Below are 25,694 nucleotides of genomic sequence, written 5' to 3'. Positions count from 1 at the left end.
TCGCGATCGTCCCGGTTGGGCGCGGGTCGGCAACATCCTGTCCGGTAAGGCGATCCGACAAGTTGACCGCCACGTCAACCATGCAGCATGACGGCGTGGTGGGGGCGATCAGCAAACTCGACAGGGACAATGCCACCGGCCTGACCGCCGACGACTGGGCGAGCGCGCTCGACTGGTGGCGGGAGGCGGGTGTCGACGTGCTGGTCGACGACGGAGTGCGCGACTGGTTCGCCGCGCCGCCGGCCCCGATTGCCGTAACGGCCGCCACGGTCGCGGCCACGGCCGCCAGCGCCCCGGCCGCCCTGCCCGCGACGCTGGAAGCCTTTGCCGCGTGGCGGCTGGGGGCGGACGCGCCGGAAGCGGCCTGGAGCGGCGTGTCGCTGGCGGCGAGCGGACCGGCGTATGCGAAAATAATGGTGCTGGTCGATTGCCCGGACCGCGAGGACGGCGATGCCGGCGCGCTGCTGTCGGGCACGACGGGCAGGCTGTTCGACCGGATGCTGGCCGCGATCGGGCTGTCGCGCGAGACGGTGCACGTCGCCGCGGTTTGCGCGCGCCGCCCCGCCGCCGGGCGGATGCCGCGCGAGATCGAAGCACGGCTGGGCGAGGTGGCCCGGCACCATATCGGCCTCGTCGCGCCGGAACGGCTGCTGCTGCTGGGCGATGCGACCGCGCGGGCGGTATTGGGGATGGACCGGCAGGCCGCCAAAGGTGATTTACGCGCCTTCAACCATGATTCCGGCACAACGGGGGCCGGCACGACGGGAGTAGTCGCCAGCCTGCACCCGCGCCTGCTGATCGAGCGACCGGCAATGAAGGCGGAAAGCTGGCGCGACCTGCAATTGCTGGTGAAGGACTGGAAGCAATGATGCGCAATCTGGCGATCGTGGCGGTACTGGCCGCCCTCCCCTGCCCCGCACTGGCGGCGGCGGCGGCGGCGGGCGTGAGCGGCGAGGCCGCACCGTCCGGGGATATCCGCAGCGCGGGGGCCGCACCGGCGGCAAGCGTGCCGGCGCAGTTGAACACCGCGCAGCGCGACGGATATCGTGCGGTGTTCGCCGCGATCCGGGAAAAGCGCTGGCAGGATGCGCAGATCGGGCTCGACGCGATGCCCCCCGGCCCGCTCCACGCGGTGGCACGCGCCGAACTCTACACCGCCAAGGGATCGCCGCGCATCGAGTTGCAGCCGCTGACGGATCTTATCAACCAGGCCCCCGAGCTGCCGCAGGCGGAGGCGCTGCGCCGGATCGCGACTGCGCGCGGCGCCACCGGCCTGCCGCCGCTGCCGAGCGCGCAGCGGCTGATCTGGCAGGACGGCGCCCCCCGCCGGGTACGGACCAAGGCGACCGCCAGCGACATGGTCGCCGCCGATCTGGCGCAGCGGATGCAGCCTTTCGTAAAGACGGACGACGGCGTGTCGGCGGAGGCGCTGCTGGTATCGACCGGCGGCCTGTCGGCCGAGGCGACGACCGAGTGGCGGGCGCGGGTGGCGTGGATGTATTTCCTGCGCGGCGAGGACGCCAAGACCCGCGAACTGGGCGATCTGGCGGCAGGCGGCGTCGGTGACTGGGCGGTGCAGGGCCGCTGGATGGCCTCGCTGGCGGCGTGGCGGCAGCGGGATTGCGCGGCGGCGGAAGCCGGGTTCGAAGGCGTGGCGGCGCGGGCGAGCGACGTCGATCTGCGCGCGGCCGGTCTCTACTGGGCATCGCGCGCCGACATGGTGTGCGCGCGGCCCGACCGGATCGAGGGCCGGCTGAAGGCGGCGGCGCAGTTCGGCGAGAGTTTCTACGGGCAACTCGCGCGGCAGGCACTCGGCTTGCGCGACGGGGCCGACCATGCGCAGCGACTGCGCGCGGCGGACTGGGCCACGCTCGACAAGCGCCCCAATATCCGCGTCGCGGCGGCGCTGGCCGAAATCGGCGAGAGCGATCTGGCCGACGACGTGATCCGGCAACAGGCGAAGATCGGCAACCCGGCCGAGTTCGGCAGCCTCGTCCGTCTGGCCGAGACGCTCGACCTGCCGGCGACCACCATCTTTCTTGCCCACAACACGCCGGCCGGCGTAACGATGATGGCGGAGGCGCGCTATCCGGCGCCGAACTGGACGCCGGACAGCGGCTGGCGGGTCGACAAGGCGCTGGTCTATGCCCATGCGCTGGAGGAATCGCGGTTCCGGTCGAAGGTGACCAGCCAGGCGGGGGCGTATGGCCTGATGCAGATCATGCCCGCCGCCGCGACCGATTTCGCGCGCGAGCGCGGGACCAGCATCGACAAGGCGGCACTGTCGAGACCCTCCACCAATATGGATATCGGCCAGCGCCATCTGGAGCGACTGCGCGACATGGGGCTGACCGGCGGGCTGCTGCCCAAGGTGATCGCCGCCTATAATGCCGGGCCGAAGCCGGTCGGCGAATGGAACGCGATCGTCCATGATGGTGGCGATCCGCTGCTGTATATCGAAAGCATCCCCTATTGGGAGACGCGCGGTTATGTGACGACGGTGCTGCGCAATTACTGGATGTACGAAACGCGCGCGGGCAAGGCCGCGCCGGCCAGCCGCAACGCACTGGCGCAAGGGCTGTGGCCGCGCTTCCCCGGCCTGTCGGGGGCGACGGCGGTGCGGATGACCCCGGCGGGCACCGGCGGCAACGGGCCGACGATGCTGGCGGCGATCTCGCGTACCTCGACGGTGCGGGTACGTGCGCCGGCGGCACTGGTGGCGCGCACGGCCGCACCGGCGATGCAGGTCGCGGCGGCAACGCAGTTGGCGGCGGCCAGGATGCCCGCGATCGGCCTGCCCGTGCCGATGAAGGGCGCACCCGTGACGACGGTGCCGCCGATGACGGCGCAGGCGGCGCCGGTCGTCGCGAAGGCGGTGCGCCAGTCATCGGTGCAGCGCGTGGCATCGATGATGAAGGCGATCCCCGGCGCGGTCGCGGCGGCGGCGGGGGCGATGGTCGATACCGATCTGCTCCGGCAGGCGGGCGCGGCGATGGCGATGCAGCCGCAGGCGATCGTCGGCGCGGCGGTCAGCGCGATCGGCCAGGCGACGATCGACTGATGCCGATCGACGAAAGTCGGACGTTCCGCCCGGTCAATATCGCGGTGCTGACCGTATCCGACACGCGCGGGCTGGCCGAGGACCGGTCGGGCGACACGCTGGTCGCGCGGCTGACGGCGGCGGGGCACGTGCTGGCCGACCGGGCGATCGAGCGCGACGATGTCGACACGATCGTCACCCGCCTGCGCGGCTGGATCGCGTCGGCGGCGGTCGATGCGATCGTCACCACCGGCGGCACCGGCGTGACCGGCCGCGACGTAACGCCCGAAGCGGTGGAGCAGGTTGCCGACAAGATGATCCCCGGCTTCGGCGAACTGTTCCGCTGGCTGTCCTATGCCAAGATCGGCACCAGCACCGTGCAATCGCGCGCGTGCGCCTGCGTCGCGGGCGGCACCTACATCTTCGCGCTGCCGGGATCGACGGGCGCGGTGAAGGACGGGTGGGACGGCATATTGCAGGACCAGCTCGACAGCCGCCACCGGCCCTGCAACTTTGTGGAACTCATGCCGCGGTTGATGGAGCGGTAGGGGGACGGGTGTCGCTTCGCTCGATCAGTTCCCTGACCAGATCGTAGCATTCGTTGATGTGCGCATTGCCGACCGCCTTCATCATCGCGAAGCTGATGGTCGCGGCGACACCGCTGCCGATCACCGGCACGTAGCTGGCTGCCGTCTTCGATGCCATCTGTATGCCGAGGCGTTTGACAACGGTAAGTACCACCGTTTCGGTGATGTAGCGGCCGATAAACGCATTGCCGAGCTTGCCCGCGAGGATCGCGATCTGTTCCTTCATCTGCTCGTCGAGCTGGTCGATCTGTTCGGGATCGAGCCCGAAAGCGCGGTTGATGCGCGGTAACAGGTTCATCAGGTTCGCCACGTCACTGATTGCCCCGACCGCGCCGAACGGGACCGCTGCGGTGGCGGCCGAAAACCACGATCGCCTGGTCACGAGCTTGCGACATGATGCCCGTGCCTTATCCAGTTCCGCGATGGTCGAGATCATGATCGCCCCTTCTCCTGTTTGACGGGGGGCAGGTGCCCGAGAGTGCGCGTGGCTGGCAAACGGAGTTCGATCCGGTTCGGATTGTTCTTGATATGTTCGAATGGGGTGGTACGTCTTCGCCATGGCCAGAACCCGTCCGGTGCGCGGCGCGACGCTGAATGCGACGAGTACGCGGTTCAACCTGTTGCAGACCGAGGCGGATGGCGACTGGCTGGATCAGCGCGGCGATCTGGACGAGGCACCCGTGCCGTTGCGCACCACCGTCACGGTCGAGCGGCCGAAGACGATCATCAGCCGCAATGCCTCTCCCGACATCCCGTTCGACCGATCGATCAATCCGTATCGGGGGTGCGAGCATGGCTGCATCTACTGCTTCGCGCGACCGAGCCATGCGTTCCACGACCTGTCGCCGGGGCTGGATTTCGAGAGCCGGCTGTTCGCCAAGCCGGATGCGGCTGCGCTCTTGCGAGAAGAATTGCGCAGGCCGGGGTACGAGGTGCGGCCGATGGCGCTGGGGACGAACACCGATCCTTATCAACCGATCGAGCGAGAGTGGCGAATCACGCGGGGCGTGCTGGAGGTGATGGCGGGAACCGGACATCCGGTGACGATCACGACCAAGTCGGATCGGGTGGTGCGCGATCTCGATCTGCTGGCACCGATGGCGGCGCGGGGGCTTGCGGCGGTGTGCGTGTCGATCACCTCGCTCGATGCGCGGATCGCCGCAACGCTGGAGCCGCGTGCGCCGACGCCCGAGCGGCGACTGGCGGCGGTGCGGCGGCTAAGCGAAGCGGGAGTGCCGGTCTATGTCTCGATCGCGCCGGTGATCCCGGCGATCACCGATCACGAACTGGAACATCTGGTCGAGCAGGCAGCGGCAGCGGGTGCGACCCGTGTGTTCTTCATCCCGGTGCGATTGCCATGGGAAGTGGCGCCGCTGTTCCGCGCCTGGCTGGACGAACATTTTCCCGATCGTGCGGGCAAGGTGATGGCGACGATTCAGAGCCTGCGGGGCGGGCGGGACAACGATCCCGGTTTTGTCACGCGGATGCAGGGAAGCGGGCCATGGGCGGACCTGATGCGGACCCGCTTTGCCATCGCGGTCCGGCGGCACGGACTGAACCGGGAGCGGATCACGCTGCGCTGCGACCTGTTCCGTCCGCCAGCCGGGCCGCAGGGAGAGTTGTTCGGGTGAGGATATTCCCGGAGGGCGCGGGCGTTGACATGGTGGACCCGGACGATGCCGGGGTCATGACGATGGAGACGATCATGCCGGATCAGGACAAGGACGCCCAGACGCCGCAGCCCGTGCCACCCCCCCCATCAACCGACGCCGATGACGCGGCAGTGGAGGAATCGGGCGCCGGCTATGGCAACAACGCCGGCACCCAGGGCGAGGTCAGCAAGGACTAGGAATAATGTCCGGGGGGCGGGTGTCGTTCGCGACGCCCCGCCCCTCTTTCAAGCGATCGCCGCCACATGATCCCCGAACCGGCGGCGCAGTTCGGTCTTGAGCAGTTTGCCGGTAGCGGTGTGCGGCAGATCGTCGACGAAGACGATGGCGTCGGGCAGCCACCATTTTGCGACCTGCGTGGCGAGATGGTCGCGGATCGCGTCGCCATCGACGGTGGCACCGGGTTTGCGAACGACCAGCAATAATGGGCGTTCGTCCCAATGCGGATGCGGGACGCCGATCGCGGCGGCCTCTGCCACGCCCGGACAGCCGATCGCGGCATTTTCGAGATCGACCGAACTGATCCATTCGCCACCGGACTTGATGACGTCCTTGATCCGGTCGGTGATCTGCATGGTGCCGTCTGGGTGGAGCACCGCGACATCGCCGGTATCGAACCAGCCTTCCGCATCGATCGCATCCGTCTCCGCCCGGTAATAACGGCGGACGACCCAGGGGCCACGGCACTGAAGCCGGCCGGCGCTGGTACCGTCACGAGGCAGTTTGACGCCGGCATCGTCGACGATGCGCAGTTCGATGCCAAACGGGATCTGCCCCTGTTTCTCGGTGCGGTCGAGTTGCGCGGCACGTGGCATATCGTCCCATTCGGGCGGGCGCTGGCCTGCAGTGCCGACCGGGGAGGTTTCGGTCATCCCCCACAGATGCGACACGTCCATGCCCATCCCCATCAACCGCTCGATCATCGCGCGCGGCGCAGCCGAACCGCCGATGCTGGCGAGTTGCAGATGGGCGGGTGGCGGATTGCCGGCATCGATGTGCGCGAACATGCCGAGCCATACGGTCGGCACCCCGGCGGAATGCGTCACCCGCTCCCGGTTCATCAGGTCGCACAGCACCGCGGGTTCGTTGACGGCGGAGAAGACGAAGCTGGCGCCGGCGATCGGTACCGCCAGCGGCAGGCCCCAGCCGGCGGCATGGAACATCGGCACCACCGGCAGCACGATGCCGCGCGACGACAGGTTGAAGATCGCCGGGGTGATGACCGTCAGCGCGTGGATCACCGACGACCGGTGCGTGTACAGCACGCCCTTTGGATCGCCCGTCGTGCCGCTGGTATAGGCGAGCATGCAGGGATCGTGCTCCGGCCCGTCGACCCAGGCGTAATCGCCATCCTCGTGCGCGATCAGATCGCCAAGGCTATCGGCGCCCTCCCCGTCCATCACGACATAATGCTTGATCGTCGGGCAACGCGGGCGGAGGCGATCGACCAGCGGCTGGAAGGCGCGGTCGTAGAGCAGGACGCGATCCTCGGCATGGCCTATGATGAAGGCGAGCTGATCCTCGAACAGGCGGGGATTGAGCGTATGGATGATGCCGCCCATCCCCATCGCGCCGTACCATGCCACCAGATGATGCGCGTGGTTCATCGCCAGCGTGGCGATCCGATCGCCCGGCCGCATCCCCAACCGCTCCAGCGCCTGCGCCAGCCGGCGGGCGTCGTGCGCGATGCCGGCCCAGTCGGTCCGCGTCTCGCGACCATCGGCCCAGCGGGTGACGATCGCACGGGTGCCGTGTTCGCGCGCCGCGTGATCGAGGATACGGGGAACGCGCAGTTCCACGTCCTGCATGGTATTGAGCAACGATCCTCTCCCGTTGGCCGTATCAGCCGACCAGCGCGAGCCTCGTTATATCCGAGGTCTTCAATGTGGCCGCGGTGATACCGTGCAACGTCTCGACATGGCCCGCAAGTTCCGCATCGAGCAGAAAGTCGCGACCGAGCAGGATCGTCGCCTCCCCCTCCGGCGTCGTCAGCGTCACGCGCACCTCGCCACGCGCACCGCGATGATCGGCAAGCAGGGCGGCGAGTGGGGCGAAGGCGGCGGGATCGGCCACCGTCACGTCCAGCACGAACCGCGCGGTGGAGGCGAGCGTCTCGAACGGCTGGATGCGCTTGACCGAGATGCGCGGCGCTTCCTCGCCCGGTCGCCGATCCAGTTCGACGGTGATGAGACCGCAGCCGCCGACGCGCGCCGCCTCCTCCAGGTCGGCGGCGACGGCATCGTCGAAACACGTGGCGGTGAACTGGCCGGACGGATCGGACAGTTGCGCCATCATGTAGCGCTTGCCGCGTGCGGAGGTGCGCCAGCGCGCATCCTCGACCAGCACCGCCATCGTCGCGCCGGCGCGGGTGCCGTCGTCGGGAATGGTCAGTTCGGTGAGGCTGCCGAAGTTGCGCGCGCCGTGGTTGCGCGCGAGATGGGCGTGGCGATCGACCGGATGGGCGGAGAAGTAGAAACCGAACGCCTCCTTTTCCTGATCCATCCGCTGCGACAGCGTCCACCGCGCCGATGCGGGCAGCTTGATCGTGTCGCCGGCATGGCTCGAATCACCGAACAGGCCACCTTGCCCACTGATCTTCTGGCTGTGGGTACGCGCCGCGACCGCCAGGATGGTTTCCGCCACGGCATGGACGCCGGCGCGGTTGGGATCGATGCCGTCGAACCCGCCCGCCGCCGCCAGCGTTTCGAGCTGGCGCTTGTTGAGCAAACGCGGATCGACACGGGTGGCGATATCATCGAGCGAGGCGAAGCGACCCGCGGCGCGTTCGGCCACCAGCTTTTCCATCGCGCCTTCGCCGACCGATTTAAGCGCGCCTAATGCGTATCTTATGCCAAGTTCCTCACCATTCGTCTGAACATCGAAATCGGCGAGGCTGGCGTTCACACAGGGCGGCAGCAACGTGACGCCGGCACGACGGGCATCGTCGACGAAGATCGCCAGCTTGTCGGTCAGCGCCATGTCATAGCACATCGACGCGGCGTAGAATTCGTGCGGGTGATGCGCCTTCAGCCATGCGGTCTGGTAGGCGAGCAGGGCATAGGCGGCGGCGTGCGACTTGTTGAAGCCGTAGCCGGCGAACTTGTCGATCAAATCGAACAGCGCGTTCGCCTCGGCTTTCTTGATGCCGTTGACGGACAGGCAGCCTTCGACGAAGCCGGCACGCTGCGCGTCCATCTCCGCCTTCACCTTCTTGCCCATGGCGCGGCGCAGCAGATCGGCGCCGCCGAGCGAGAAGCCGGCCAGCACCTGCGCGGCCTGCATCACCTGTTCCTGATAGACGAAGATGCCGTAGGTCTCTGACAGGATCGGCTCCAGCAACGCATGCGGATAGACGATCTCCTCCGTTCCCTGCTTGCGGCGACCAAACGAGGGAATATTGTCCATCGGGCCGGGACGATAGAGCGAGACGAGTGCGATGATGTCGCCGAAATTGCTGGGGCGGACGGCGGACAGCGTGCGGCGCATCCCCTCCGATTCCAGCTGGAATACGCCGACGGTGTCGCCGCGCTGGAGCAGTTCGTAGACCTTGGGATCATCCCATTCGAGCGCGTCGAGCGCGATGGCGATGCCGCGCTTGGCAAGCAGTTGCACCGCCTTCTGCAACACCGACAGCGTCTTGAGGCCGAGAAAGTCGAACTTCACCAGGCCTGCGCCCTCGACATATTTCATGTCGAACTGGGTGACGGGCATGTCCGAGCGGGGATCGCGGTAAAGCGGCACCAGTTGCGCCAATGGCCGGTCGCCGATCACCACACCGGCGGCATGGGTGGAGGAATGGCGCGGCAACCCCTCCAGCTTGGTGGCCAGATCCCACAGGCGGCGTACCTGGTTGTCGTTGGAATATTCCTTCGCCAACTCAGGCACGCCGTTCAGGGCGCGCTTCAGGTCCCACGGATCGGTCGGGTGGTTGGGTACAAGCTTGGCGAGGCGATCGACCTGACCATAGCTCATCTGGAGCACGCGGCCGGTGTCCTTCAGCACGGCGCGCGCCTTCAGCTTTCCGAAGGTGATGATCTGCGCGACCTGATCGCGACCGTACTTTTCCTGCACGTAGCGGATCACCTCGCCGCGGCGGGTTTCACAGAAGTCGATGTCGAAATCGGGCATCGACACGCGTTCGGGGTTCAGGAACCGCTCGAAAAGCAGGCCCAGTTTCAATGGATCGAGATCGGTGATAGTCAGCGCCCAGGCGACGACCGAGCCAGCGCCGGAACCACGGCCGGGACCGACCGGGATATCGTGATCCTTTGCCCATTTGATGAAGTCGGCCACGATCAGGAAATAGCCGGGGAAACCCATCTGGACGATCACGTCAACCTCGAACTTCAGTCGTTCGCGATAGACGTCGCGCCAGCCGGGTTCGCCCTCCGGCTCGCCCTTCTGCACGCGCAGTTCGGCGATCCGGTCCAGCCGCGCCTCCAGCCCGGCGGCGGCATCGTCGCGCAGCATCTGCGCCTCGCCCGCCAGATCGCCCGCCAGCGTCGGCAGGATCGGCTTGCGATACGGCGCCATCACCGCACAGCGTTGCGCGACGACCAGCGTGTTCGCGATCGCCTCCGGCAAATCCTCGAACAGCGTCTTCATCGTCTCGGCGGGTTTCAGCCAGGCGTCAGGGCAACTGCGCGGGCGATCCTCGGTCTCGACATAGGTCGAATGGGCGATGCACAGCATGGCATCATGCGCATCACCGAACGCCGACTCGGCAAAGCAGCAGGGGTTGGTGGCGACCAGCGGCAGATCGCGGTCATAGGCGAGGTCGATCAGTTCCGCCTCCGCCGCCTGTTCGGTCGCATCGTTGCGGCGGCTGAGTTCGATATAGAGCCGGTCGCCGAACATCGCCTGCAACCGGTCGCAATAGGCGCGGGCACGATCCGGCTGACCTTCCGCGAACAGGCGGGCGAGCGCACCCTCCCCACCCGCGGTCAGCGCGATCAGGCCATCGGTGTGGCGGGCCAGCGTCTCCATCGAGACGTGGGCGGCCAGTTCGATCGGGCGGCCGAGATGCGCGTGCGACACCAGGGCGCACAGGTTGTCGTACCCGGGCTTGTCCTGCGCATAGAGCGCGATCCAGTCGAGCGGGACGGTGACGCCATCGGGCATGTCGGGGCGGCAAACCCCCAGCATGGTGCCGATGATCGGCTGCACGCCGCTTTTCTTCGCCGCGTCGGAATAGGCCATCGCCGCGTACAGCCCGTTGCGATCGGTCAGCGCGGCGGCGGGGAAACCCTGTTTACGGGCCTGGGCGGCAATCGCCTTCGGCTCGATCGCGCCATCGAGCATGGTGAACGAGGAAAAGATACGAAGCGGCACGAACCCTGAATGCATCCCGCCAACCTAGGCGCGACCGCATGATTTCGCCAGCACCGGAACCGCGCTTGCGACGGGCCGTTCGGCGCGCAGCAACAGGAGCAGCCGCGATGACCGATATTTTCCGGAATGAAGGAGCACGCCCTGCCATGTCCGCACCTGTGCCCCTGGCCGGCGCCGGCTGGGGATGGATGCTGGGCTATGGCATCCTGTCGGTCGTGCTGGCGATAGCCGCCTTTGCCTGGCCCTTCGCCGCGACACTGGCTGCGACGCTGGTAGTGGGCACGTTCTTCACCACGGCGGGGATCGTGTCGATCGTGGCGGGAATCCGGGGGCGCGGGCATGACGGGCGCGGCTACGCGATCGGATTCGGGATCGTGTCGCTGCTGATCGGCCTCGTCATGGTGCTGAAGCCGATGTCGGGCGCCTTCTCGCTGACGCTGATGGTGACGGCATGGTTGGCGGTACGCGGCGTGATGGAGATCGCATTCGGCACGCGGATGCGGCGGGGCAAGGCAATGATGATCGTGCTGGGCGTGGTGAACATCGTGCTGGCGGGCATCGTACTGGCGACGCTGCCCTTTTCAGCACTGACGCTGCCGGGCTACATCCTGGGCATCAGCTTCCTGTTCGGCGGCGTGACGGCGATCGCCTCCGCACTGGCCCATCGCAAAGGCGCGCCGGCCTTTTCGGCCGGATGACCTACAGCAGCGCCTCGATATCGGCCGCCAGCTCCTCGGGTTTGGTGGTCGGGGCGTAGCGCCGGACGGGGCGGCCGGTACGGTCGACGAGGAACTTGGTGAAGTTCCACTTGATCGCCTTCGAGCCGAGGACGCCCGGTGCCCCGGCCTTCAGATATTCATAAAGAGGGTCGGCATTCGCCCCGTTGACCTCGACCTTGGCGAATATCGGGAAGGTCACGTCGTAGCTGGTCGTGCAGAAATTCGCGATCTCGGCCGCATCGCCAGGTTCCTGCGCACCGAACTGGTTGCAGGGAAAGCCCAGCACCGTGAAGCCACGCGGTCCATATTGACGGTACAGCGCCTCCAGCCCGATATATTGCGGGGTAAAGCCACATTTCGACGCAACGTTGACGATCAACAGTACCTGCCCGGCATGATCCGACAGCGACCGTTCGCCCTCGGCGGTGCGAACCGTAAAATCGGTGGCGATCATGACAGCACCCCCTCATGCAGGCGGACGACCCGGTCCATGCGGGTGGCGAGGCGTTCGTTATGCGTGGCGATCAGCGCCGCCGATCCCTCTTCGCGCACCAGCCGCAGGAATTCGCCCAGCACCCGGTCGGCGGTATGTTCGTCGAGATTGCCGGTGGGCTCGTCCGCCAGCACCAGCGCGGGCCGGTTGGCGAGTGCGCGGGCGACGGCGACGCGCTGCTGCTCGCCACCCGACAACTGGCTGGGCCGATGCGTCAGCCGATGGCCGAGACCGAGGACGGTCAGGAGCGACGCGGCGCGCTCGTCCGCGACGGCGCGGGTGGCGCCGTGGACGAGCTGCGGCAGGACCACGTTCTCGGTCGCGTTGAAATCGGGCAGCAGGTGGTGGAATTGATAGACGAAGCCGAGCTGGTCGCGACGCACGATGGTGCGGCCATGCGCGTCGAGCTTCGCCGCTTCCTCCCCGGCGATGCGGATCGAGCCCTCGAACCCGCCTTCCAGCAGGCCGACCGCCTGTAGCAAGGTCGATTTGCCGGAGCCGGAGGGACCGAGCAGTGCGACAATCTCACCGGGGCGGATCGACAGGTCGACGCCGCGCAGGACGTGGATCGTTTCTCCCCCCTGCGTGAAGCTGCGGGCCAGCCCCGTCGTCTGGAGGACCGGCGAAGCGTCGGACGCGGCAGGGCCGCGCCGGTCGTCTTCGGCAATGCCTGCGGGTTCACTCATAGCGCAACACCTGTACCGGGTCCGTGCTCGCCGCCTTCCATGCCGGATAGAGCGTGGCGAGGAAGCTGAACACCAGCGCCATCGCGGCGATCACGAAAATCTCGACGGGATCGGTCTTCGACGGCAGCGTGGTGAGATAGCGGATCGACGGGTCCCAAAGGTTCTGCCCGGTGACGAACTGGACGAAGTTCACCACCGCCTGCCGATAGAACAGGAACACGAAGCCCAACCCCAGCCCGGCGATCGTACCAAGCGCACCGATCGTGGTGCCGACGACCATGAAGATTTTCATCAGCCCGCTTCGCGTCGCCCCCATCGTGCGCAGGATCGCGATGTCGCGCGTCTTGGCGCGGACCAGCATGATGAGCGAGGACAGGATGTTGAACACCGCAACCAGGATGATGATCGACAGCACAGTGAACATCGCGACGCGTTCCACCGCCAGCGCCTCGAACAATTGCGCGTTCATTGACCGCCAGTCGCTGATGACCGCGCCGCCCCCGACCTTGTCCGCCAGCGGTTTCAGAATCTCACCGACCCGGTCGGCATCCACGGTCTTCACCTCGACCATTCCGGCGGCATCGCCCATCAGGAGCAGCGTCTGCGCATCCTCGATCGGCATGACGACATAGGCCTTGTCGTAATCATAGATGCCGATCTCGAAGATCGCGCCGACGCGGTAGCTGACGATACGCGGCACGGTGCCGAACGGCGTCGACTGGCCCTGCGGGCTGAACAGCGCGACCTCGCTGCCGACCTGCGCGCCCAGCGCCTCGGCAAGGCGGCTGCCGATCGCGATCGTGCCGCTGCCCGGTACGATGCCGCTCAGCGAGCCGACGACCACCTTGCCCCCCAGCGTGGCGTTGGAACGGATGTCGGCGACGCGCATCCCGCGGACCAGCACCGCCTCCGACCGGCCGTTATAGGTGGCGGCGAGCGGCTGTTCGATTAGCGGCACCGCCGAGGTGACGCCGGGGGTGGCCCGTGCCTGCGCCACGATCTGGCGCCAGTCCGGCAGGCGGCCGCCATAGCCCTGCACGACGGCATGACCGTTCAACCCGACAATCTTGTCGAACAGTTCGGCGCGGAAGCCGTTCATTACGCTCATGACGATAACGAGCGCGGCGACGCCGAGCATCACCGCGACGAGGCTGATCGAGGCGACAAGGAAGATGAACGCCTCGCCCTTGCCCGGCAGCAGATAGCGGCGGGCGATCATCCGTTCGTAGCGAGATAGGAGCATGTCGTCGGCGGGCTTAGGCGGGGGCGGCGGGCGACGCAACCATCGCTCCTGCGCGATCGTCCGGGAACCGGCATGTTGCCGGAAATCCACAGCCCCCCGGCAATCGTGTCCTTCGGGTTGCGAACCCCGTGACAAAGCCGCGGCGCCCGCCTAGCAATCATCCCACTGGAACGTAAGGCAACGGCCTGGGTTCGGGGATGCTCTAACGCCCACCCAACAGAGGTTCGGAGCGAGAGCGGGAAAGATCGGGGGCTGACGAGCGATCGTCACGCAGGCGCCCGGACCGGCAACGGTCCGGGCGTTTGCCGTTACGGTCAGATCGGATCATATTCGGCACCGGCCACGCCATAGCCGCCGCCTCGATATCTCTTTGCCATCCGCCAAGCGGGCGATACCGGCGGAGGATCGGGAGCTTCCAGACTTCGAGCTTCCGCCGGCACAGGCTGGTTATGCCGCCACTTGGTTAACAATACGTGACCGAATCACCGGATTGCCGATGAATAAGCAACGATATGCGCCCGGACGTTGCGCCGATGCAGGGCATCTGCTTGGATCGGCACCATGCGTTTTTCCCTGTTGCTGTCGGCGCTGGCCCTGGCGCTCCCCTCCCCCGTCATCGCGCAGGCACTGTCGCCGAACGAGGCCACGGCGATCGACCGGCTGGTCGGTCAGGCACTGGCCGAGACGGGTACGCCATCGGCATCGATCGCGGTCGTGCGCGACGGGCGGATCGTGCTGGCCAAGGCGTATGGCAAGCAATCGGAGGCAGGCGGCACCGCCGATCCGCGCCTGCCCTATCAGATCGCCTCGATCTCCAAGCAGTTCACGGCGGCGGCGATCCTGCTGCTGGAAGACGAGGGCAAGCTGAAGCTGGATGATGTGGTGGAGCGATATGTTCCCGGGATCACGGGCGGCGACCGGATCACTATCCGCCAGTTGCTCGACCATACGTCCGGGTTGCAGGATTACTGGCCGCAGGATTACAGTTTCCACGCGATGGCGACACCGGTGACGCCGCAGGCGATCGTCGACCACTGGGCGAAGAAGCCGCTCGACTTCGCGCCCGGTACGCAGTGGCAATATTCCAATACCGGCTATGTCGTGGCGGGGCTGATCGTCGAAAAGGTTGCGGGGGTGCCGCTGCTCGACTTCCTGCAAAAGCGGGTCTTCGCACCGCTGGGCATCCGGGCGATCGATCAGGACAAGGCGGTCGGGCCAGGGTTCCCGCAAGGGTACAAGCGCTTTGCGCTTGGCCCGGTACGCGTGGAGACGCCTGCGGCACCGGGCTGGCTCTATGCGGCGGGAGAGCTGTCGATGTCGGCGGCCGATCTGGCGCGGTGGGACATCGCCCGACTGAACCGGACGCTGCTGCCCGCCGACGACTGGGCGATGCAGGAAACCCCTACGACGCTGACCGGTGGCGGTACGACGGGTTACGGGCTGGGCGTCGTCGTCACGCAGCGTGACGGCCGCCGGATCGTCGAGCATGGCGGCGAGGCGGTGGGGTTCCTGTCGGAAAACATCGTCTATCCCGATGACAGGGCGGCGATCGTCGTACTGACCAACAGCTGGTTCGGCGATGCGACCGACCGGATCGCGAACGGGGTAGCCGCGATCGTCCTGCCGGCTCCCGCCGCCCCCGCAAACGGAGCAGGAGATTCGGCGGCATTGGCGCAGGCGCGCAAGGTTTACGATCAGTTGCGGAGCGGCCGGCTCGATCGGGCGTTGCTGACCGACGATGCGAATTACTATTTCACCGCCGTCGCGCAGGGCGACTATCAGCGCAGCCTCGGGCCGCTGGGCGTGCCTGAGCGGTTCGCACAGGTCGGGACGACGCGGCTGCGTGGCGGCTTCGTGCTGCGCCGCTACCGGATCGTCGCCGGCGGACGAGCCCTGTCGATCTCGACTTTTTCCGAACCCGGCCGCGATGGTCGTTTCGAACAATTTCTGGTGAGCCCCGCCCAATGATCCGCTTCGACGACCTGCTTCAGCCCGATCGTGGCCAGCCTGCCCATGCTATCGAGATGATCGCCCGCGACGACCATGTCGGTTGGCTGGCGCGCCAGTCACCCAGAACCCGGGGCATGTTGGCGGCGCAGGGCTTCCGCGGCAAGCCCGGCGATCATGCCGTCCTGCCCGGTGAAGGCGACGACTGGCATGTGGTCGCGGTGGCCGATGGCGAAACGCCGTGGTCGCTGGCGGGATTGAGCGCGGCGCTGCCAGCCGGCACCTACCGGATCGACGGGCATGGGGGTGGCGAACTCGGCTGGCTGCTCGGCCAGTACCGGTTCGACCGGTATCGCCGCGCGGACGAGGATGGCGCGCGAATCCTGCTGACCCGCGACGCCGCCGGGATGGCGGAGACGATCGCGCTGGCAGGCGCGACGGCGCAGGTCCGCGATCTGGTCAACACCCCCGCCTCCGACTGTGGTCCCGCCGATCTGGAAGCGGCGGCGGCAGCGCTGGCGAAGCGGCATGGCGGCACGGTAACGGTACGGCGTGGCGACGAACTGGAACAGGGATATCCGATGATCCACGCGGTCGGCCATGCCGCGGCGCGCGACCGGGCGCCGCGGCTGATCGAGCTGATCTGGGGCGATCAGGCCGCACCGCGCATCGCGCTGGTCGGCAAGGGCGTAAGCTTCGACACCGGCGGACTGGACATCAAGCCGTCGTCGGGAATGCGGCTGATGAAAAAGGATATGGGCGGCGCGGCACACGCGCTGGCGCTGGCGGAACTGGTGATGGCGGCCAGGTTGCCGGTCAGGCTCCATCTGTTGATCCCGGCAGTCGAGAATGCGATTTCGGGCGACGCCTTCCGCCCCGGCGACGTGTTGCGCAGCCGCAAGGGGCTGACGGTGGAGAACACCAACACCGATGCCGAGGGACGGCTGATCCTGGCCGACGCCCTGACCCGTGCCGGCGAGGAGAGGCCCGAACTGATCCTCGATTTCGCCACGCTGACCGGTGCGGCGCGGGTCGCGCTCGGCCCCGATCTGCCGCCGCTGTTCAGCGACGACGAGGCGTTGGCACGCGATCTGCTGGCCGCCGGCGTGGCGACGCACGATCCGCTATGGCGGCTGCCGTTATGGAATGGCTATGACGAACTGCTGAAATCGGACATCGCGGACATGGTCAACGCACCGGATGGCGGCTTTGCCGGGGCTATCACCGCCGCCTTGTTCCTGCGCCGCTTCGTACCCGCCGGCATTCCCTGGGCGCATCTGGACGTGTTCGCATGGCGCCCGACGTCGAAGCCGGGACGGCCGAAGGGCGGCGACGCCTATGGCCTGCGCGCCGCCTTCGGCCTGCTGAAGCAGCGTTTTCCCGGCTGAACCCTATCCCTTGGCCAACGGGGTACCGGCGCGCTCGCAGATGAAGGCGCCCAGTTCCTCGCGAAGCGGCAGGCCGGCCATCGGGCGCAGCGGGCCGTCATAGACGGTGGCCACCTCCGCCGTCGCGCGGGATGGGCCGACGCCCAGCACATGGAACAGTCGGCGCGCGCAATCGACTTCGGTCCGGGCATAGGCGATGCGGTCGCCGCGTTCCTCGCGCAGGATGGCGATGATGTTGCCGCCGACCGCACGCCGCTCGCGCAGCAGGAAGTGGCGCGACTGCAGATCGGAGGGGGTCGGGATCAGCGTGCCCTGCAGCCGGAAATTGCGATCGCCGGCGGGGGCCGCGACTTCGGTGTCGGCCAGATTGCGCAGCGATACGCCGTTGCCTTCGCCCGCGACGTTGCCCGGCTCGGTCCCGCCGGAACAGGCAGACATCATCAGGGCGGCTGTCAACGCAGCCACCATTTTACCGTTCACGTTCATTCTTCACTCCCGGAAAGAATTGTCTGGCGAACGCGGCGGCGTCCGTAACGATCCGGTCCGCCGCGCACCGCCGGATCAGAGCCGTGCCGCCGCCTGGATGATCGGCACGAACTTCGCCGCGGTCAGGCTGGCACCGCCGACGAGCGCGCCATCGACATTCTCGGTGGCGAGAATCGCCCCGGCATTGTCGCCGACGACCGACCCGCCATAGAGGATGCGGACCGCCGCCGCCGCGTCGCCGATCATCATGCCCAGCTTGGCGCGGGCGATCGCGTGGATCGCCGCGATCTCGTCGAGCGTCGGGGTGCGGCCGGTGCCGATCGCCCAGCGCGGTTCATAGGCGAGCGTAAACCAGTCGGCGGTCGCATTCTCGGGCACCGATTTCTCGATCTGCGCCTGTACGACGCGTTCGGCGCGGCCGGCGTTGCGCTCCGCCTCCGTCTCGCCGCAGCACAGGATCACGGACAGGCCGTGGCGGTGCGCGGCAGCGGCCTTGGCCCATGCGTCATGGCTGTTCTCGCCTTGATCGGCGCGGCGTTCGCTGTGCCCGGCGATGGTGAAGACTGCCCCCGCCTCACGCACCATCGCTGCGGATACGCAGCCGGTATGCGCGCCCGCATCCGCCTCGTGAACGTCCTCCGCCCCGATCGCCAGACCCGGTGCGCGAGCGGCGGCGGGGTGGATCAGGGTGAAGGGCACCGCCACCGCCACGTCCACGCCCGGTGCCGCCATCGCCGCCGCACCGATCGCATCCAGTTCGGAAAGCGCCGACAGCGATCCGTTCATCTTCCAGTTACCCGCTACCAGCTTGCGCCGCATTCCCGTCCTCCCGTGATGAGCCCCCGCCCTAGCGAGTTACGCGCGGTGCTTGAAGCCCGCCCGCCCGCAGCCTAAAGCAACCGCTGATTTCTGGCGAACGGTCCTTCATGCTCAGCTTCTTCCGACGCATCATCAATTCACGGGCCGGCCTTGTCGTGACCTTCATCGTGCTGGGCATGATCGCGTTCGCCTTCGCGGCGGGCGACGTATCGAACCTGGCGGGGACGTTCGGTGGCGGCGGTGGCCTTGGCGGCAACGACGTGGCGACCGTCGGCAAGCAGGAAGTGACCGTTGCCGAATTGCGCCAGCGCGCCGGTGACGAGGTCGCCGCCGCACGCCAGCGCAATCCCCAGGCGGACATGGCGGGATATCTCGCGTCCGGGCAGCTAGATGCCTCGCTCGACCGGATGATCACCAGCTATGCGCTGGCCGAATTCGGCCGGCAGCAGGGCATGATCGTATCAAAGCGGCTGGTCGACGGTCAGATCGCCAGCATTCCGGGCCTGCAGGGGCCGACCGGCAAGTTCGACGAAAACCTGTATCGCCGTATCCTGTCCGAGCGGAAACTGACCGATGCCGGCATCCGTCGCGACATCGCGCGCGACACGCTGGTGCAGCAACTGACCGCCCCGACCATCGGCGCGGCGCAGATCGGCGAGCAACTGGCGCTGCCCTATGCATCGCTGTTGCTGGAAAAGCGTGAGGGCAAGGTCGGCTTCATCCCCGTCGCGGCGATCCCGGCCGGCCCGGCACCGACCGAGGCGGAAATCGCGACCTGGTATGCGCGCAATTTGCAACGCTATCGCATTCCGGAACGCCGCACGATCCGTTACGCGCTGATCACGCCGGAACAGGTCCGCGCGCGGGCTACTCCGACCGACGCGGAAATCGCCCAAGCCTATCAGGCCGATCGCGCAAAGTATCAGGCGGCCGAGAAGCGCACGATCGCGCAAGTGATCGTCGCCGACCGTGCCGCGGCCGAGGCACTGGCGACCAGGGTGCGGGGCGGTACCTCGCTGGCCGAGGCGGCGCGTGCCGGTGGGCTTGAGGCATCGACGCTGTCGGCGCAGGACAAGGCCACCTATGCCGCGCAGACCGCGCCGGCGATCGCCGACGCCGTCTTCGCGGCCGGCAAGGGCGCCGTGGTCGGGCCGGTGCGCGGGCCGCTGGGCTTCACCGTGGCGCGGGTCGAGGGGATCGAACAGGTCGCCGGGCGGACGCTGGCGCAGGTGCGCGGCGAGCTCGTGACCACGATCAGGGCGCGCAAGACCACCGAGACCCTGTCGCAGCTGCACGATTCGATCGACGATGCGCTGGGTAACGGCGCGACCTTCGACGAGGCGGTGAAGGATGCCAAGCTTCAGGCACAGACCACCCCGGCGCTGACCGCGCAGGGCATGAACCCCGACGCCCCCGGTGCCGCCGATCCCGCGCTGGTACCCCTCGCCGCGGCTGCCTTCACCGCAGAGGACGGGGACGGTCCGCAACTGGTGCAGACCGGGCAGGATGGCGGCTTCGCGATCGTCGCAGTCGGCCAGGTGACGCCGGCCGCGCCGCGCCCGCTAGCCGCGGTGCGCGACGAGGTCGCCGCCGCCTTCCGGGCGGACCGCAGCCGTCAGGCCGCGCGCCGGATCGCCAACGCCGTGCTGGCGAAGGTGAATGGCGGCATGCCGATGGCACAGGCACTGACGCAGGCCGGCGTCGCGCTGCCTCCGGTGCGTGCGATCGGCGGCACCCGTGCCGATCTGGGCCGACAGGAAGGGCCGCCCGATCCGGCGATGGTGATGATGTTCAGCATGGCACCGGGCACCGCCAAGCTGACCGAGGCGCCGCAGGGCAGCGGCTGGATCGTCGTGCGACTCGACAGCAACACGCCGGGCGATGCCCTTCGCAACCGTGCGATCCTTGCTTCCGCGAAGTCGGAGCTGGGCCGTGGCATGGGTGCGGAATATGCCGAGCAGTTCGCCCGCGCGGTGCGCGCCGGTATCGGCGTCAAGACCGATGCGGCGGCGTTGAAGCGGGTGCGCGACGAACTGTCTGGTCAGGGTGGCTCCGATAACTGATCCCCGCACCACCCTGGCGGCAGGGCGGCCGGCGCTGGTGTGGCGCCGGCAGGTCGCCGACACCGAGACGCCCGTCGCCGCCGCGCTGCGGCTGATAGAGCCGGGCCGCGGCGATTTCCTGCTGGAATCGGTCGAGGGCGGCGCGATCCGGGGCCGCTACAGCTGGATCGGGCTCGCCCCCGATCTCGTGTTCCGCGCGCAGGGCAATGATGCTGCGATCAACCGCTGTTGGGCGACCGATGCGGAGGCGTGGGAACGTTGTGCGGCGCCGACGCTGGATGCGCTTCGCGCGCTGGTCGCGGATTGCCGGTGCGACGTGCCCGACGAATTGCCCCGCGCGCTCGCGTTCCTCGTCGGCTATTTCGGCTATGAGACGGTCGGGCTGGTCGAGAAGCTGGCGCAGCCTGCCGCCGATCCGCTTGGTTTGCCCGACATGATGTTCGTGCGGCCGACGGTGCTGCTCGCGTTCGACCGGCTGGCGGACGTGCTGTATCTGGTCGCACCTGCGTGGCCCGATCCCTCGCGCGATCCGGACGCGATCGTGACGGCGGCGGAAGATCGGCTGGACGCGGTCGCGGCGCGACTGGCGGATGCGGCGTTGCCGGCGCCGGTGCGCGCCGACCTGCCCGAACCGGTCTATACTTCGATCCTGCCGCCCGATCGCTATCCGGCGATGGTGGCGGCGGCGAAGGAATATATCGCGGCGGGCGATATCTTTCAGGTGGTATTGGCCCAGCGCTTCACCGCGCCGTTCGCGCTACCGCCGTTCGAGCTTTATCGCAGCCTGCGGCGGATCAATCCGTCACCCTTCCTCTATCACCTCGACCTGCCGGGTTTCGCGCTGATCGGGTCTAGCCCCGAAATCCTGGTGCGGGTGCGGGACGGCGAGATCACCGTCCGCCCGATCGCCGGCACCCGCCCGCGCGGCAAGACGACACGCGAGGACGAGGCCAATCGGGCCAGCCTGCTCGCCGATCCGAAGGAACGCGCCGAACACCTGATGCTGCTCGATCTGGGTCGCAACGATGCCGGTCGCGCGGCGGCACCGGGCAGTGTGCGGGTGACGGACAGCTATACGGTCGAGTTCTACAGCCACGTCATGCACATCGTCTCGAACGTCACGGCGAGGCTGGCGCCGGGCCGCGATGCGCTGGATGCGATGTTTGCGGGGTTCCCGGCCGGCACGGTCAGCGGTGCGCCCAAGGTGCGTGCCTGCCAGATCATTGCCGAACTGGAGCCGGAACGACGCGGTGCCTATGCCGGCGGCGTCGGCTATTTTTCACCGGACGGGTCGCTGGACTCGTGCATCGTTCTGCGCACCGCCGTGGTGAAGGACGGAACGATCCATGTGCAGGCAGGCGCGGGGATCGTAGCCGACTCGGTGCCCGAGTATGAACAGCGGGAATGCGAGGCAAAGGCCGGCGCGATCCTGGCCGCCGCCCGCGAGGCGGTAGCACGGGCGGGAGAGAGCGGCTTTGGGCAGTAGGCCCACTTGCTGACCGCCCCTATCCCTATCCAAGAGGCCGGATCAGGGGATCGACGATTCGGCCTGTCGTTGCGCTCGCTTTTCCGCTGCCCAACGCTTCGCGGCGAGCACCGAGCAACCGGTCTGTCCGCCATTGCCGACTGGCGAACAGGTGTTGGGAATACCGCCCGCGACGCGCCCGGTCTGGTCGATATCGGCGACCCGGTTGACCCAGCTCTGGTTTTGCGCCGGGATCGGCCCGCTGTCGCGCAGGCTCTTGGGAATGCGATAGGGTTCCTCTGCGGGCGAACAGACGACGATCTCGTCCCCCTCCCCCTTCGGGCATTGCTGTCCGGCGGTCAGCTGGACGCTGCGGATACGCTGCGGCGGCGAACCTGCCGCGCCGGCGGATGTCTGCGCCCCGGCGATGGCCGGGAGGGCCAACAGCGCGACGGCTAGGGTGAGGCGAATCATGGATCGAACTCCTTCAGGCGTATAACGTCCGGCAGCCCCGCCGGCTCCGCTTCGATCGTCTTTCGCGACATCGGGTCGCAAGGGCGGGTTGCGGGAATGGTTCAGGCGGCTATGGGCAGGCGATGATCCTCGTAATCGATAATTACGACAGCTTCACCTGGAACCTCGTCCACTATCTTCAGGAACTGGGGGCAGAGGTGGAAGTGGTGCGCAACGATGCGATGTCGGCAGGCCAGGCGTTGTCATCGGGGGCGGAGGCGTTCCTGATTTCGCCCGGCCCCTGCACCCCCAACGAAGCCGGCATCAGCCTCGACCTCGTCGCCGCCTGCGCCGAGGCGGAGCGACCGCTGCTGGGCGTCTGTCTGGGCCATCAGGCGATCGGGCAGCATTTTGGCGGTATGGTGGAGCGTGGCGGATTGATGCACGGCAAGACATCGCCCGTGCTGCATGACGGCAGCGGGCTGTTCGCGGACTTGCCCTCCCCCTTCGTCGCCACGCGTTATCACTCGCTGATCGTCAACGACATTCCGGATGACCTGCTGGTCAACGCCCGGGCGGAGGACGGCACGGTGATGGGGTTCCGTCACGCGACGCTGCCTATCCACGGTGTTCAGTTCCACCCTGAAAGCATCGCCACCGAACACGGCCATGCGATGCTCGCCAATTTCATGCGCGCAGCGGGCATGGCGGTAAGGGAAATGGCGTGACGACGATGGTCGCACTGCCCGATCCGTCGACGCCGCTGTCGCGGCAAAGTGCTGCGTTGGCCTTCGCCGATATCCTCGACGGCCATGCCGATGACGCGGCGATCGCGACGTTCCTGATCGGGCTGACCGATCGTGGCGAAACATCCATCGAGATCGCGGAGGCTGCACGGGCGCTTAGGGCGCGCCTGATCCCGATCACCGCACCCATCGGGGCGATCGACGTGTGCGGCACCGGCGGCGACGGCCATCATACGCTCAACGTCTCGACCGCGGTATCGCTGGTGGTGGCGGCATGCGGCGTGCCGGTGGCCAAGCACGGCAACCGCGCCGCCTCGTCCAAGGCAGGCGCGGCGGATACGCTGGAAGCGCTGGGTCTCGACATGGCCCGCGCGGGCGCCTGTGCGGAAGCGAGCCTGAACGATCTCGGCATCTGTTTCCTGTTCGCGGCCAACCATCATCCGGCGATGACGCGGATCACGCCGATCCGCCGCCGCATCGGCCGGCGGACGATCTTCAACCTGATGGGCCCGCTCGCCAATCCCGCGCGCGTCGCGCGGCAGCTGATCGGCATCGCCCGTCCCGACTATGCGACCGTCTATGCCCAAGCGCTGGAGCAATTGGGCACCGAAGCGGCGCTGGTCGTTTCGGGCGAGGAGGGGCTGGACGAACTGTCCGGTGCCGGGGGCAGTCTGGTCGCCACGGTCGGCGCCGTGACGCTGCCGGCGCGGATCGTGCCCGAAGACGCGGGCCTGACCCGTCATCCGATCGAGGCGATCCGCGGCGGCGATGCGGTGCATAACGCACAGGCGCTGCGAGACCTGCTGGCAGGCGGGCATGGCGCGTACCGGGAAGCAGTACTGCTCAATGCCGCCGCCGCTCTGGTGCTGGCGGATGCGGCCCCTGCCCTGCCCGATGCCGCCGCGCTGGCGGCGGAGATGCTCGACAATGGCGCCGCGGGACGGCTGCTCGACCGGTGGATCGCCTATTCATGACTGTTCTCGACACGATCATCGCGCACAAGCGTGACGAGGTCGCCGTCCGCAAAGCGACCCTGAGCGACGCCGATCTGACGGCCCGGATCACCACGGCGGAGCGGCCGCGCGGCTTCCGGTCGGCGTTGGATGCCGCACCGGGCCATGCGCTGATCGCCGAGGTGAAGAAGGCGAGTCCATCCAAGGGCCTGATCCGCCCCGACTTCGATCCGCCCGCCCATGCCCGCGCCTATCAGGCCGGCGGTGCCGCCTGCCTGTCGGTGTTGACGGACGAGCGGTTTTTTCAGGGGGCGGACGATTACCTGATCGCAGCGCGGGGCGCGGTTTCCATCCCGGTGATCCGCAAGGATTTCATGGTCGATCCATGGCAGGCGGCCGAATCACGCGCGCTGGGGGCCGATGCGATCCTGCTGATCGTCGCCGCGCTGGACGACGGCGCGCTTGCCGAGATCGAGGCGGCGGCGATCGAACAGGGCATGGACGTGCTGGTCGAGGTGCATGACGAGGCGGAACTGGAGCGGGCGCTGACGCTGCGCTCACGCCTGATCGGTTGCAACAACCGCGATCTGCGGGATTTCTCGGTCGATGTGACCCGATCGTACCGGCTCAAGGCGCTGGTGCCGACGGACTGCACCTTTGTGGCCGAAAGCGGCCTGTCGACCCGTGCCGATCTGGACGCGATGGCCGCGCACGGCGTCCATTGCTTCCTGATCGGCGAGGCGCTGATGCGGCAACCCGATGTCGAGGCGGCGACGCGGTCGATGGTCGCCTAGGGCGACAGCCGGCCATCGGTCAGCGCCTGCTCCTCGAACGGAAACAGGATCGCGGGGTCGGGACCGTCCACGTCCTTCGCGATCGCGGACGGGGCGAGGATGCGGATGATATGCCGCATCACCGCGAGGCGTGCGGGCTTCTTGTGATTGGCACGCACGACGTACCACGGCGCGATCGGCAGGTGCGTGCGGACCAGCATCGTATCGCGGGCGGCGGAATAATCGCTCCACCGTGTCTGCGCGACTGCATCCATATCGGATATCTTGAGCGCCTTCAGCGGATCGTCGTGCCGTTCGGCCAGGCGCTCCTTCTGCTCGTCGCGATCGATGTCGAGCCAGATCTTGATGATGCGGATACCGCTTTCGACCAGCATCCGTTCCACATCGGGCGCGTCGCGCAGAAACTGCGCCTGTTCGGCCGGGGTGGAAAAGCCCATCACCACCTCCACCCCGGCACGGTTGTACCATGAGCGGTTGAAGATCACGAGTTCGCCCGCACCCGGCAGATGCGCGACATATCGCTGGAAATACCATTGACCGCGTTCGTGGTCGGTTGGCTTGGGCAGCGCGACAACGCGGGTGGCCCGCGGTGTGAGATGCTCGGTCAGCCGCTTGATCGTGCCGTCCTTGCCGGCGGCGTCGCGTCCTTCCAACAAGATGACGGCACGGGTGCCGGCCTCGATCATCGCCTGCTGGGTACGCAGCAGCGCGAGCTGAAGCGCGGCGAGCTGTTCGTCATAATCCTTCATGACCCGCCCAACGGCTGGATCGCGACGGGGGTTGCGACTAATTCGTGTGAGGTCCGGTTCAC

At 67.6% G+C, this 25,694-nt stretch carries 23 protein-coding genes; 13 read left to right on the top strand and 10 right to left on the bottom strand.

Going from position 1 to position 25,694, the window contains the following annotated elements; translation table 11 throughout:
* Positions 1–62 precede the first annotated feature (62 nt).
* From ABD719_RS16160 to moaB, 3 genes are read left to right on the top strand one after another with little or no spacing between them, the layout of a single operon-like run.
* Positions 63–869: a uracil-DNA glycosylase family protein gene (locus tag ABD719_RS16160; protein ID WP_344694393.1), complete on the top strand. Its 807-nt coding sequence runs from the start codon at positions 63–65 to the stop codon at positions 867–869.
* Positions 866–3,061, top strand: a complete 2,196-nt coding sequence (locus ABD719_RS16155) for a lytic transglycosylase domain-containing protein (RefSeq protein ID WP_344694392.1) — start codon at positions 866–868, stop codon at positions 3,059–3,061. Before ABD719_RS16160 ends, ABD719_RS16155 begins: the two co-directional genes overlap by 4 nt.
* Entirely contained in the window at positions 3,061–3,588 is a 528-nt protein-coding gene (gene moaB, locus ABD719_RS16150) for a molybdenum cofactor biosynthesis protein B (protein WP_344694391.1), read from the top strand. Before ABD719_RS16155 ends, moaB begins: the two co-directional genes overlap by 1 nt.
* Here moaB and ABD719_RS16145 read toward each other — a convergent pair.
* Positions 3,563–4,186, bottom strand: coding sequence for a hypothetical protein (locus ABD719_RS16145; protein ID WP_344694390.1), 624 nt, complete (start codon positions 4,184–4,186; stop codon positions 3,563–3,565). The two genes, moaB and ABD719_RS16145, sit on opposite strands and share 26 nt — an antisense overlap.
* On the opposite strand from ABD719_RS16145, the gene ABD719_RS16140 reads away from it, so the two are divergent.
* Together ABD719_RS16140 and ABD719_RS16135 are read left to right on the top strand one after the other, a co-directional pair.
* Positions 4,185–5,258: a PA0069 family radical SAM protein gene (locus ABD719_RS16140; RefSeq protein WP_344694389.1), complete on the top strand. Its 1,074-nt coding sequence runs from the start codon at positions 4,185–4,187 to the stop codon at positions 5,256–5,258. The two genes, ABD719_RS16145 and ABD719_RS16140, sit on opposite strands and share 2 nt — an antisense overlap.
* Positions 5,255–5,476, top strand: coding sequence for a hypothetical protein (locus ABD719_RS16135; RefSeq protein WP_344694388.1), 222 nt, complete (start codon positions 5,255–5,257; stop codon positions 5,474–5,476). The genes ABD719_RS16140 and ABD719_RS16135 overlap by 4 nt, the downstream gene beginning before the upstream one ends.
* A gap of 48 nt (positions 5,477–5,524) precedes the next feature.
* Here ABD719_RS16135 and ABD719_RS16130 read toward each other — a convergent pair whose 3' ends face one another.
* Positions 5,525–7,105: a long-chain fatty acid--CoA ligase gene (locus ABD719_RS16130; protein ID WP_344694431.1), complete on the bottom strand. Its 1,581-nt coding sequence runs from the start codon at positions 7,103–7,105 to the stop codon at positions 5,525–5,527.
* A 34-nt stretch (positions 7,106–7,139) separates the two neighbouring features.
* Entirely contained in the window at positions 7,140–10,643 is a 3,504-nt protein-coding gene (gene dnaE, locus ABD719_RS16125; RefSeq protein WP_344694387.1) for a DNA polymerase III subunit alpha, read from the bottom strand.
* A 131-nt stretch (positions 10,644–10,774) separates the two neighbouring features.
* Between dnaE and ABD719_RS16120 the strand changes: the two genes are divergently transcribed.
* Entirely contained in the window at positions 10,775–11,326 is a 552-nt protein-coding gene (locus ABD719_RS16120) for an HdeD family acid-resistance protein (protein ID WP_344694386.1), read from the top strand.
* A 1-nt stretch (position 11,327) separates the two neighbouring features.
* Here ABD719_RS16120 and ABD719_RS16115 read toward each other — a convergent pair whose 3' ends face one another.
* From ABD719_RS16115 to ABD719_RS16105, 3 genes are read right to left on the bottom strand one after another with little or no spacing between them, the layout of a single operon-like run.
* Complete coding sequence (locus ABD719_RS16115) at positions 11,328–11,801, bottom strand: glutathione peroxidase (protein ID WP_344694385.1); 474 nt, start codon at positions 11,799–11,801, stop codon at positions 11,328–11,330.
* Entirely contained in the window at positions 11,798–12,526 is a 729-nt protein-coding gene (locus ABD719_RS16110; RefSeq protein WP_344694384.1) for an ABC transporter ATP-binding protein, read from the bottom strand. The genes ABD719_RS16115 and ABD719_RS16110 overlap by 4 nt, the downstream gene beginning before the upstream one ends.
* A complete protein-coding gene (locus ABD719_RS16105; protein ID WP_344694383.1) occupies positions 12,519–13,769 on the bottom strand; it encodes a lipoprotein-releasing ABC transporter permease subunit in 1,251 nt (416 codons plus the stop codon). Before ABD719_RS16105 ends, ABD719_RS16110 begins: the two co-directional genes overlap by 8 nt.
* Positions 13,770–14,330: 561 nt before the next feature.
* Here ABD719_RS16105 and ABD719_RS16100 point away from each other — a divergent pair.
* Positions 14,331–15,737: a serine hydrolase domain-containing protein gene (locus tag ABD719_RS16100; protein ID WP_344694382.1), complete on the top strand. Its 1,407-nt coding sequence runs from the start codon at positions 14,331–14,333 to the stop codon at positions 15,735–15,737.
* The gene (locus ABD719_RS16095; protein ID WP_344694381.1) at positions 15,734–17,104 is read left to right on the top strand and encodes a leucyl aminopeptidase family protein; all 1,371 of its coding nucleotides are present in this window, start codon (positions 15,734–15,736) and stop codon (positions 17,102–17,104) included. Before ABD719_RS16100 ends, ABD719_RS16095 begins: the two co-directional genes overlap by 4 nt.
* A 3-nt stretch (positions 17,105–17,107) precedes the next feature.
* On the opposite strand, the gene ABD719_RS16090 is transcribed toward ABD719_RS16095, so the two are convergent.
* Together ABD719_RS16090 and tpiA are read right to left on the bottom strand one after the other, a co-directional pair.
* A complete protein-coding gene (locus ABD719_RS16090; RefSeq protein ID WP_344694380.1) occupies positions 17,108–17,560 on the bottom strand; it encodes a hypothetical protein in 453 nt (150 codons plus the stop codon).
* A 105-nt stretch (positions 17,561–17,665) separates the two neighbouring features.
* Positions 17,666–18,409 carry a triose-phosphate isomerase gene (gene tpiA / locus ABD719_RS16085; RefSeq protein ID WP_344694379.1) on the bottom strand — a complete coding sequence of 248 codons (744 nt, stop codon included), beginning with the start codon at positions 18,407–18,409 and terminating at the stop codon, positions 17,666–17,668.
* Between the two features lie 107 nt (positions 18,410–18,516).
* Between tpiA and ABD719_RS16080 the strand changes: the two genes are divergently transcribed.
* Both ABD719_RS16080 and ABD719_RS16075 read left to right on the top strand, forming a co-directional pair.
* The gene (locus ABD719_RS16080) at positions 18,517–20,472 is read left to right on the top strand and encodes a peptidylprolyl isomerase (RefSeq protein WP_344694378.1); all 1,956 of its coding nucleotides are present in this window, start codon (positions 18,517–18,519) and stop codon (positions 20,470–20,472) included.
* On the top strand, positions 20,456–21,958 hold the full coding sequence (locus tag ABD719_RS16075) for an anthranilate synthase component I family protein (RefSeq protein ID WP_344694377.1): 1,503 nt from the start codon (positions 20,456–20,458) through the stop codon (positions 21,956–21,958). Before ABD719_RS16080 ends, ABD719_RS16075 begins: the two co-directional genes overlap by 17 nt.
* A gap of 42 nt (positions 21,959–22,000) precedes the next feature.
* Here ABD719_RS16075 and ABD719_RS16070 read toward each other — a convergent pair whose 3' ends face one another.
* Positions 22,001–22,411 carry a hypothetical protein gene (locus tag ABD719_RS16070; protein ID WP_344694376.1) on the bottom strand — a complete coding sequence of 137 codons (411 nt, stop codon included), beginning with the start codon at positions 22,409–22,411 and terminating at the stop codon, positions 22,001–22,003.
* 122 nt (positions 22,412–22,533) lie between these two features.
* Here ABD719_RS16070 and ABD719_RS16065 point away from each other — a divergent pair, with 122 nt between their 5' ends.
* Genes ABD719_RS16065 through trpC form a run of 3 tightly spaced genes read left to right on the top strand, consistent with a single transcriptional unit; the run spans position 22,534 to position 24,883 of the window.
* Positions 22,534–23,118 (top strand): anthranilate synthase component II, encoded by a 585-nt coding sequence (locus ABD719_RS16065; RefSeq protein WP_344694375.1) that lies wholly within the window; start codon positions 22,534–22,536, stop codon positions 23,116–23,118.
* Between the two features lie 5 nt (positions 23,119–23,123).
* Positions 23,124–24,110, top strand: coding sequence for an anthranilate phosphoribosyltransferase (gene trpD / locus ABD719_RS16060; RefSeq protein ID WP_425567193.1), 987 nt, complete (start codon positions 23,124–23,126; stop codon positions 24,108–24,110).
* Positions 24,107–24,883, top strand: coding sequence for an indole-3-glycerol phosphate synthase TrpC (trpC, locus tag ABD719_RS16055; protein ID WP_344694373.1), 777 nt, complete (start codon positions 24,107–24,109; stop codon positions 24,881–24,883). The genes trpD and trpC overlap by 4 nt, the downstream gene beginning before the upstream one ends.
* On the opposite strand, the gene ppk2 is transcribed toward trpC, so the two are convergent.
* Entirely contained in the window at positions 24,880–25,632 is a 753-nt protein-coding gene (gene ppk2, locus ABD719_RS16050) for a polyphosphate kinase 2 (protein WP_344694372.1), read from the bottom strand. The genes trpC and ppk2 overlap by 4 nt on opposite strands.
* Positions 25,633–25,694: the final 62 nt, after the last annotated feature.

Origin of the sequence: Sphingomonas cynarae (genome assembly GCF_039537815.1) — a bacterium.
Taxonomy (GTDB): domain Bacteria; phylum Pseudomonadota; class Alphaproteobacteria; order Sphingomonadales; family Sphingomonadaceae; genus Sphingomonas; species Sphingomonas cynarae.
Note: the sequence above shows the minus strand (reverse complement) of the source record. Positions and strands in the feature narration are given on the sequence as shown.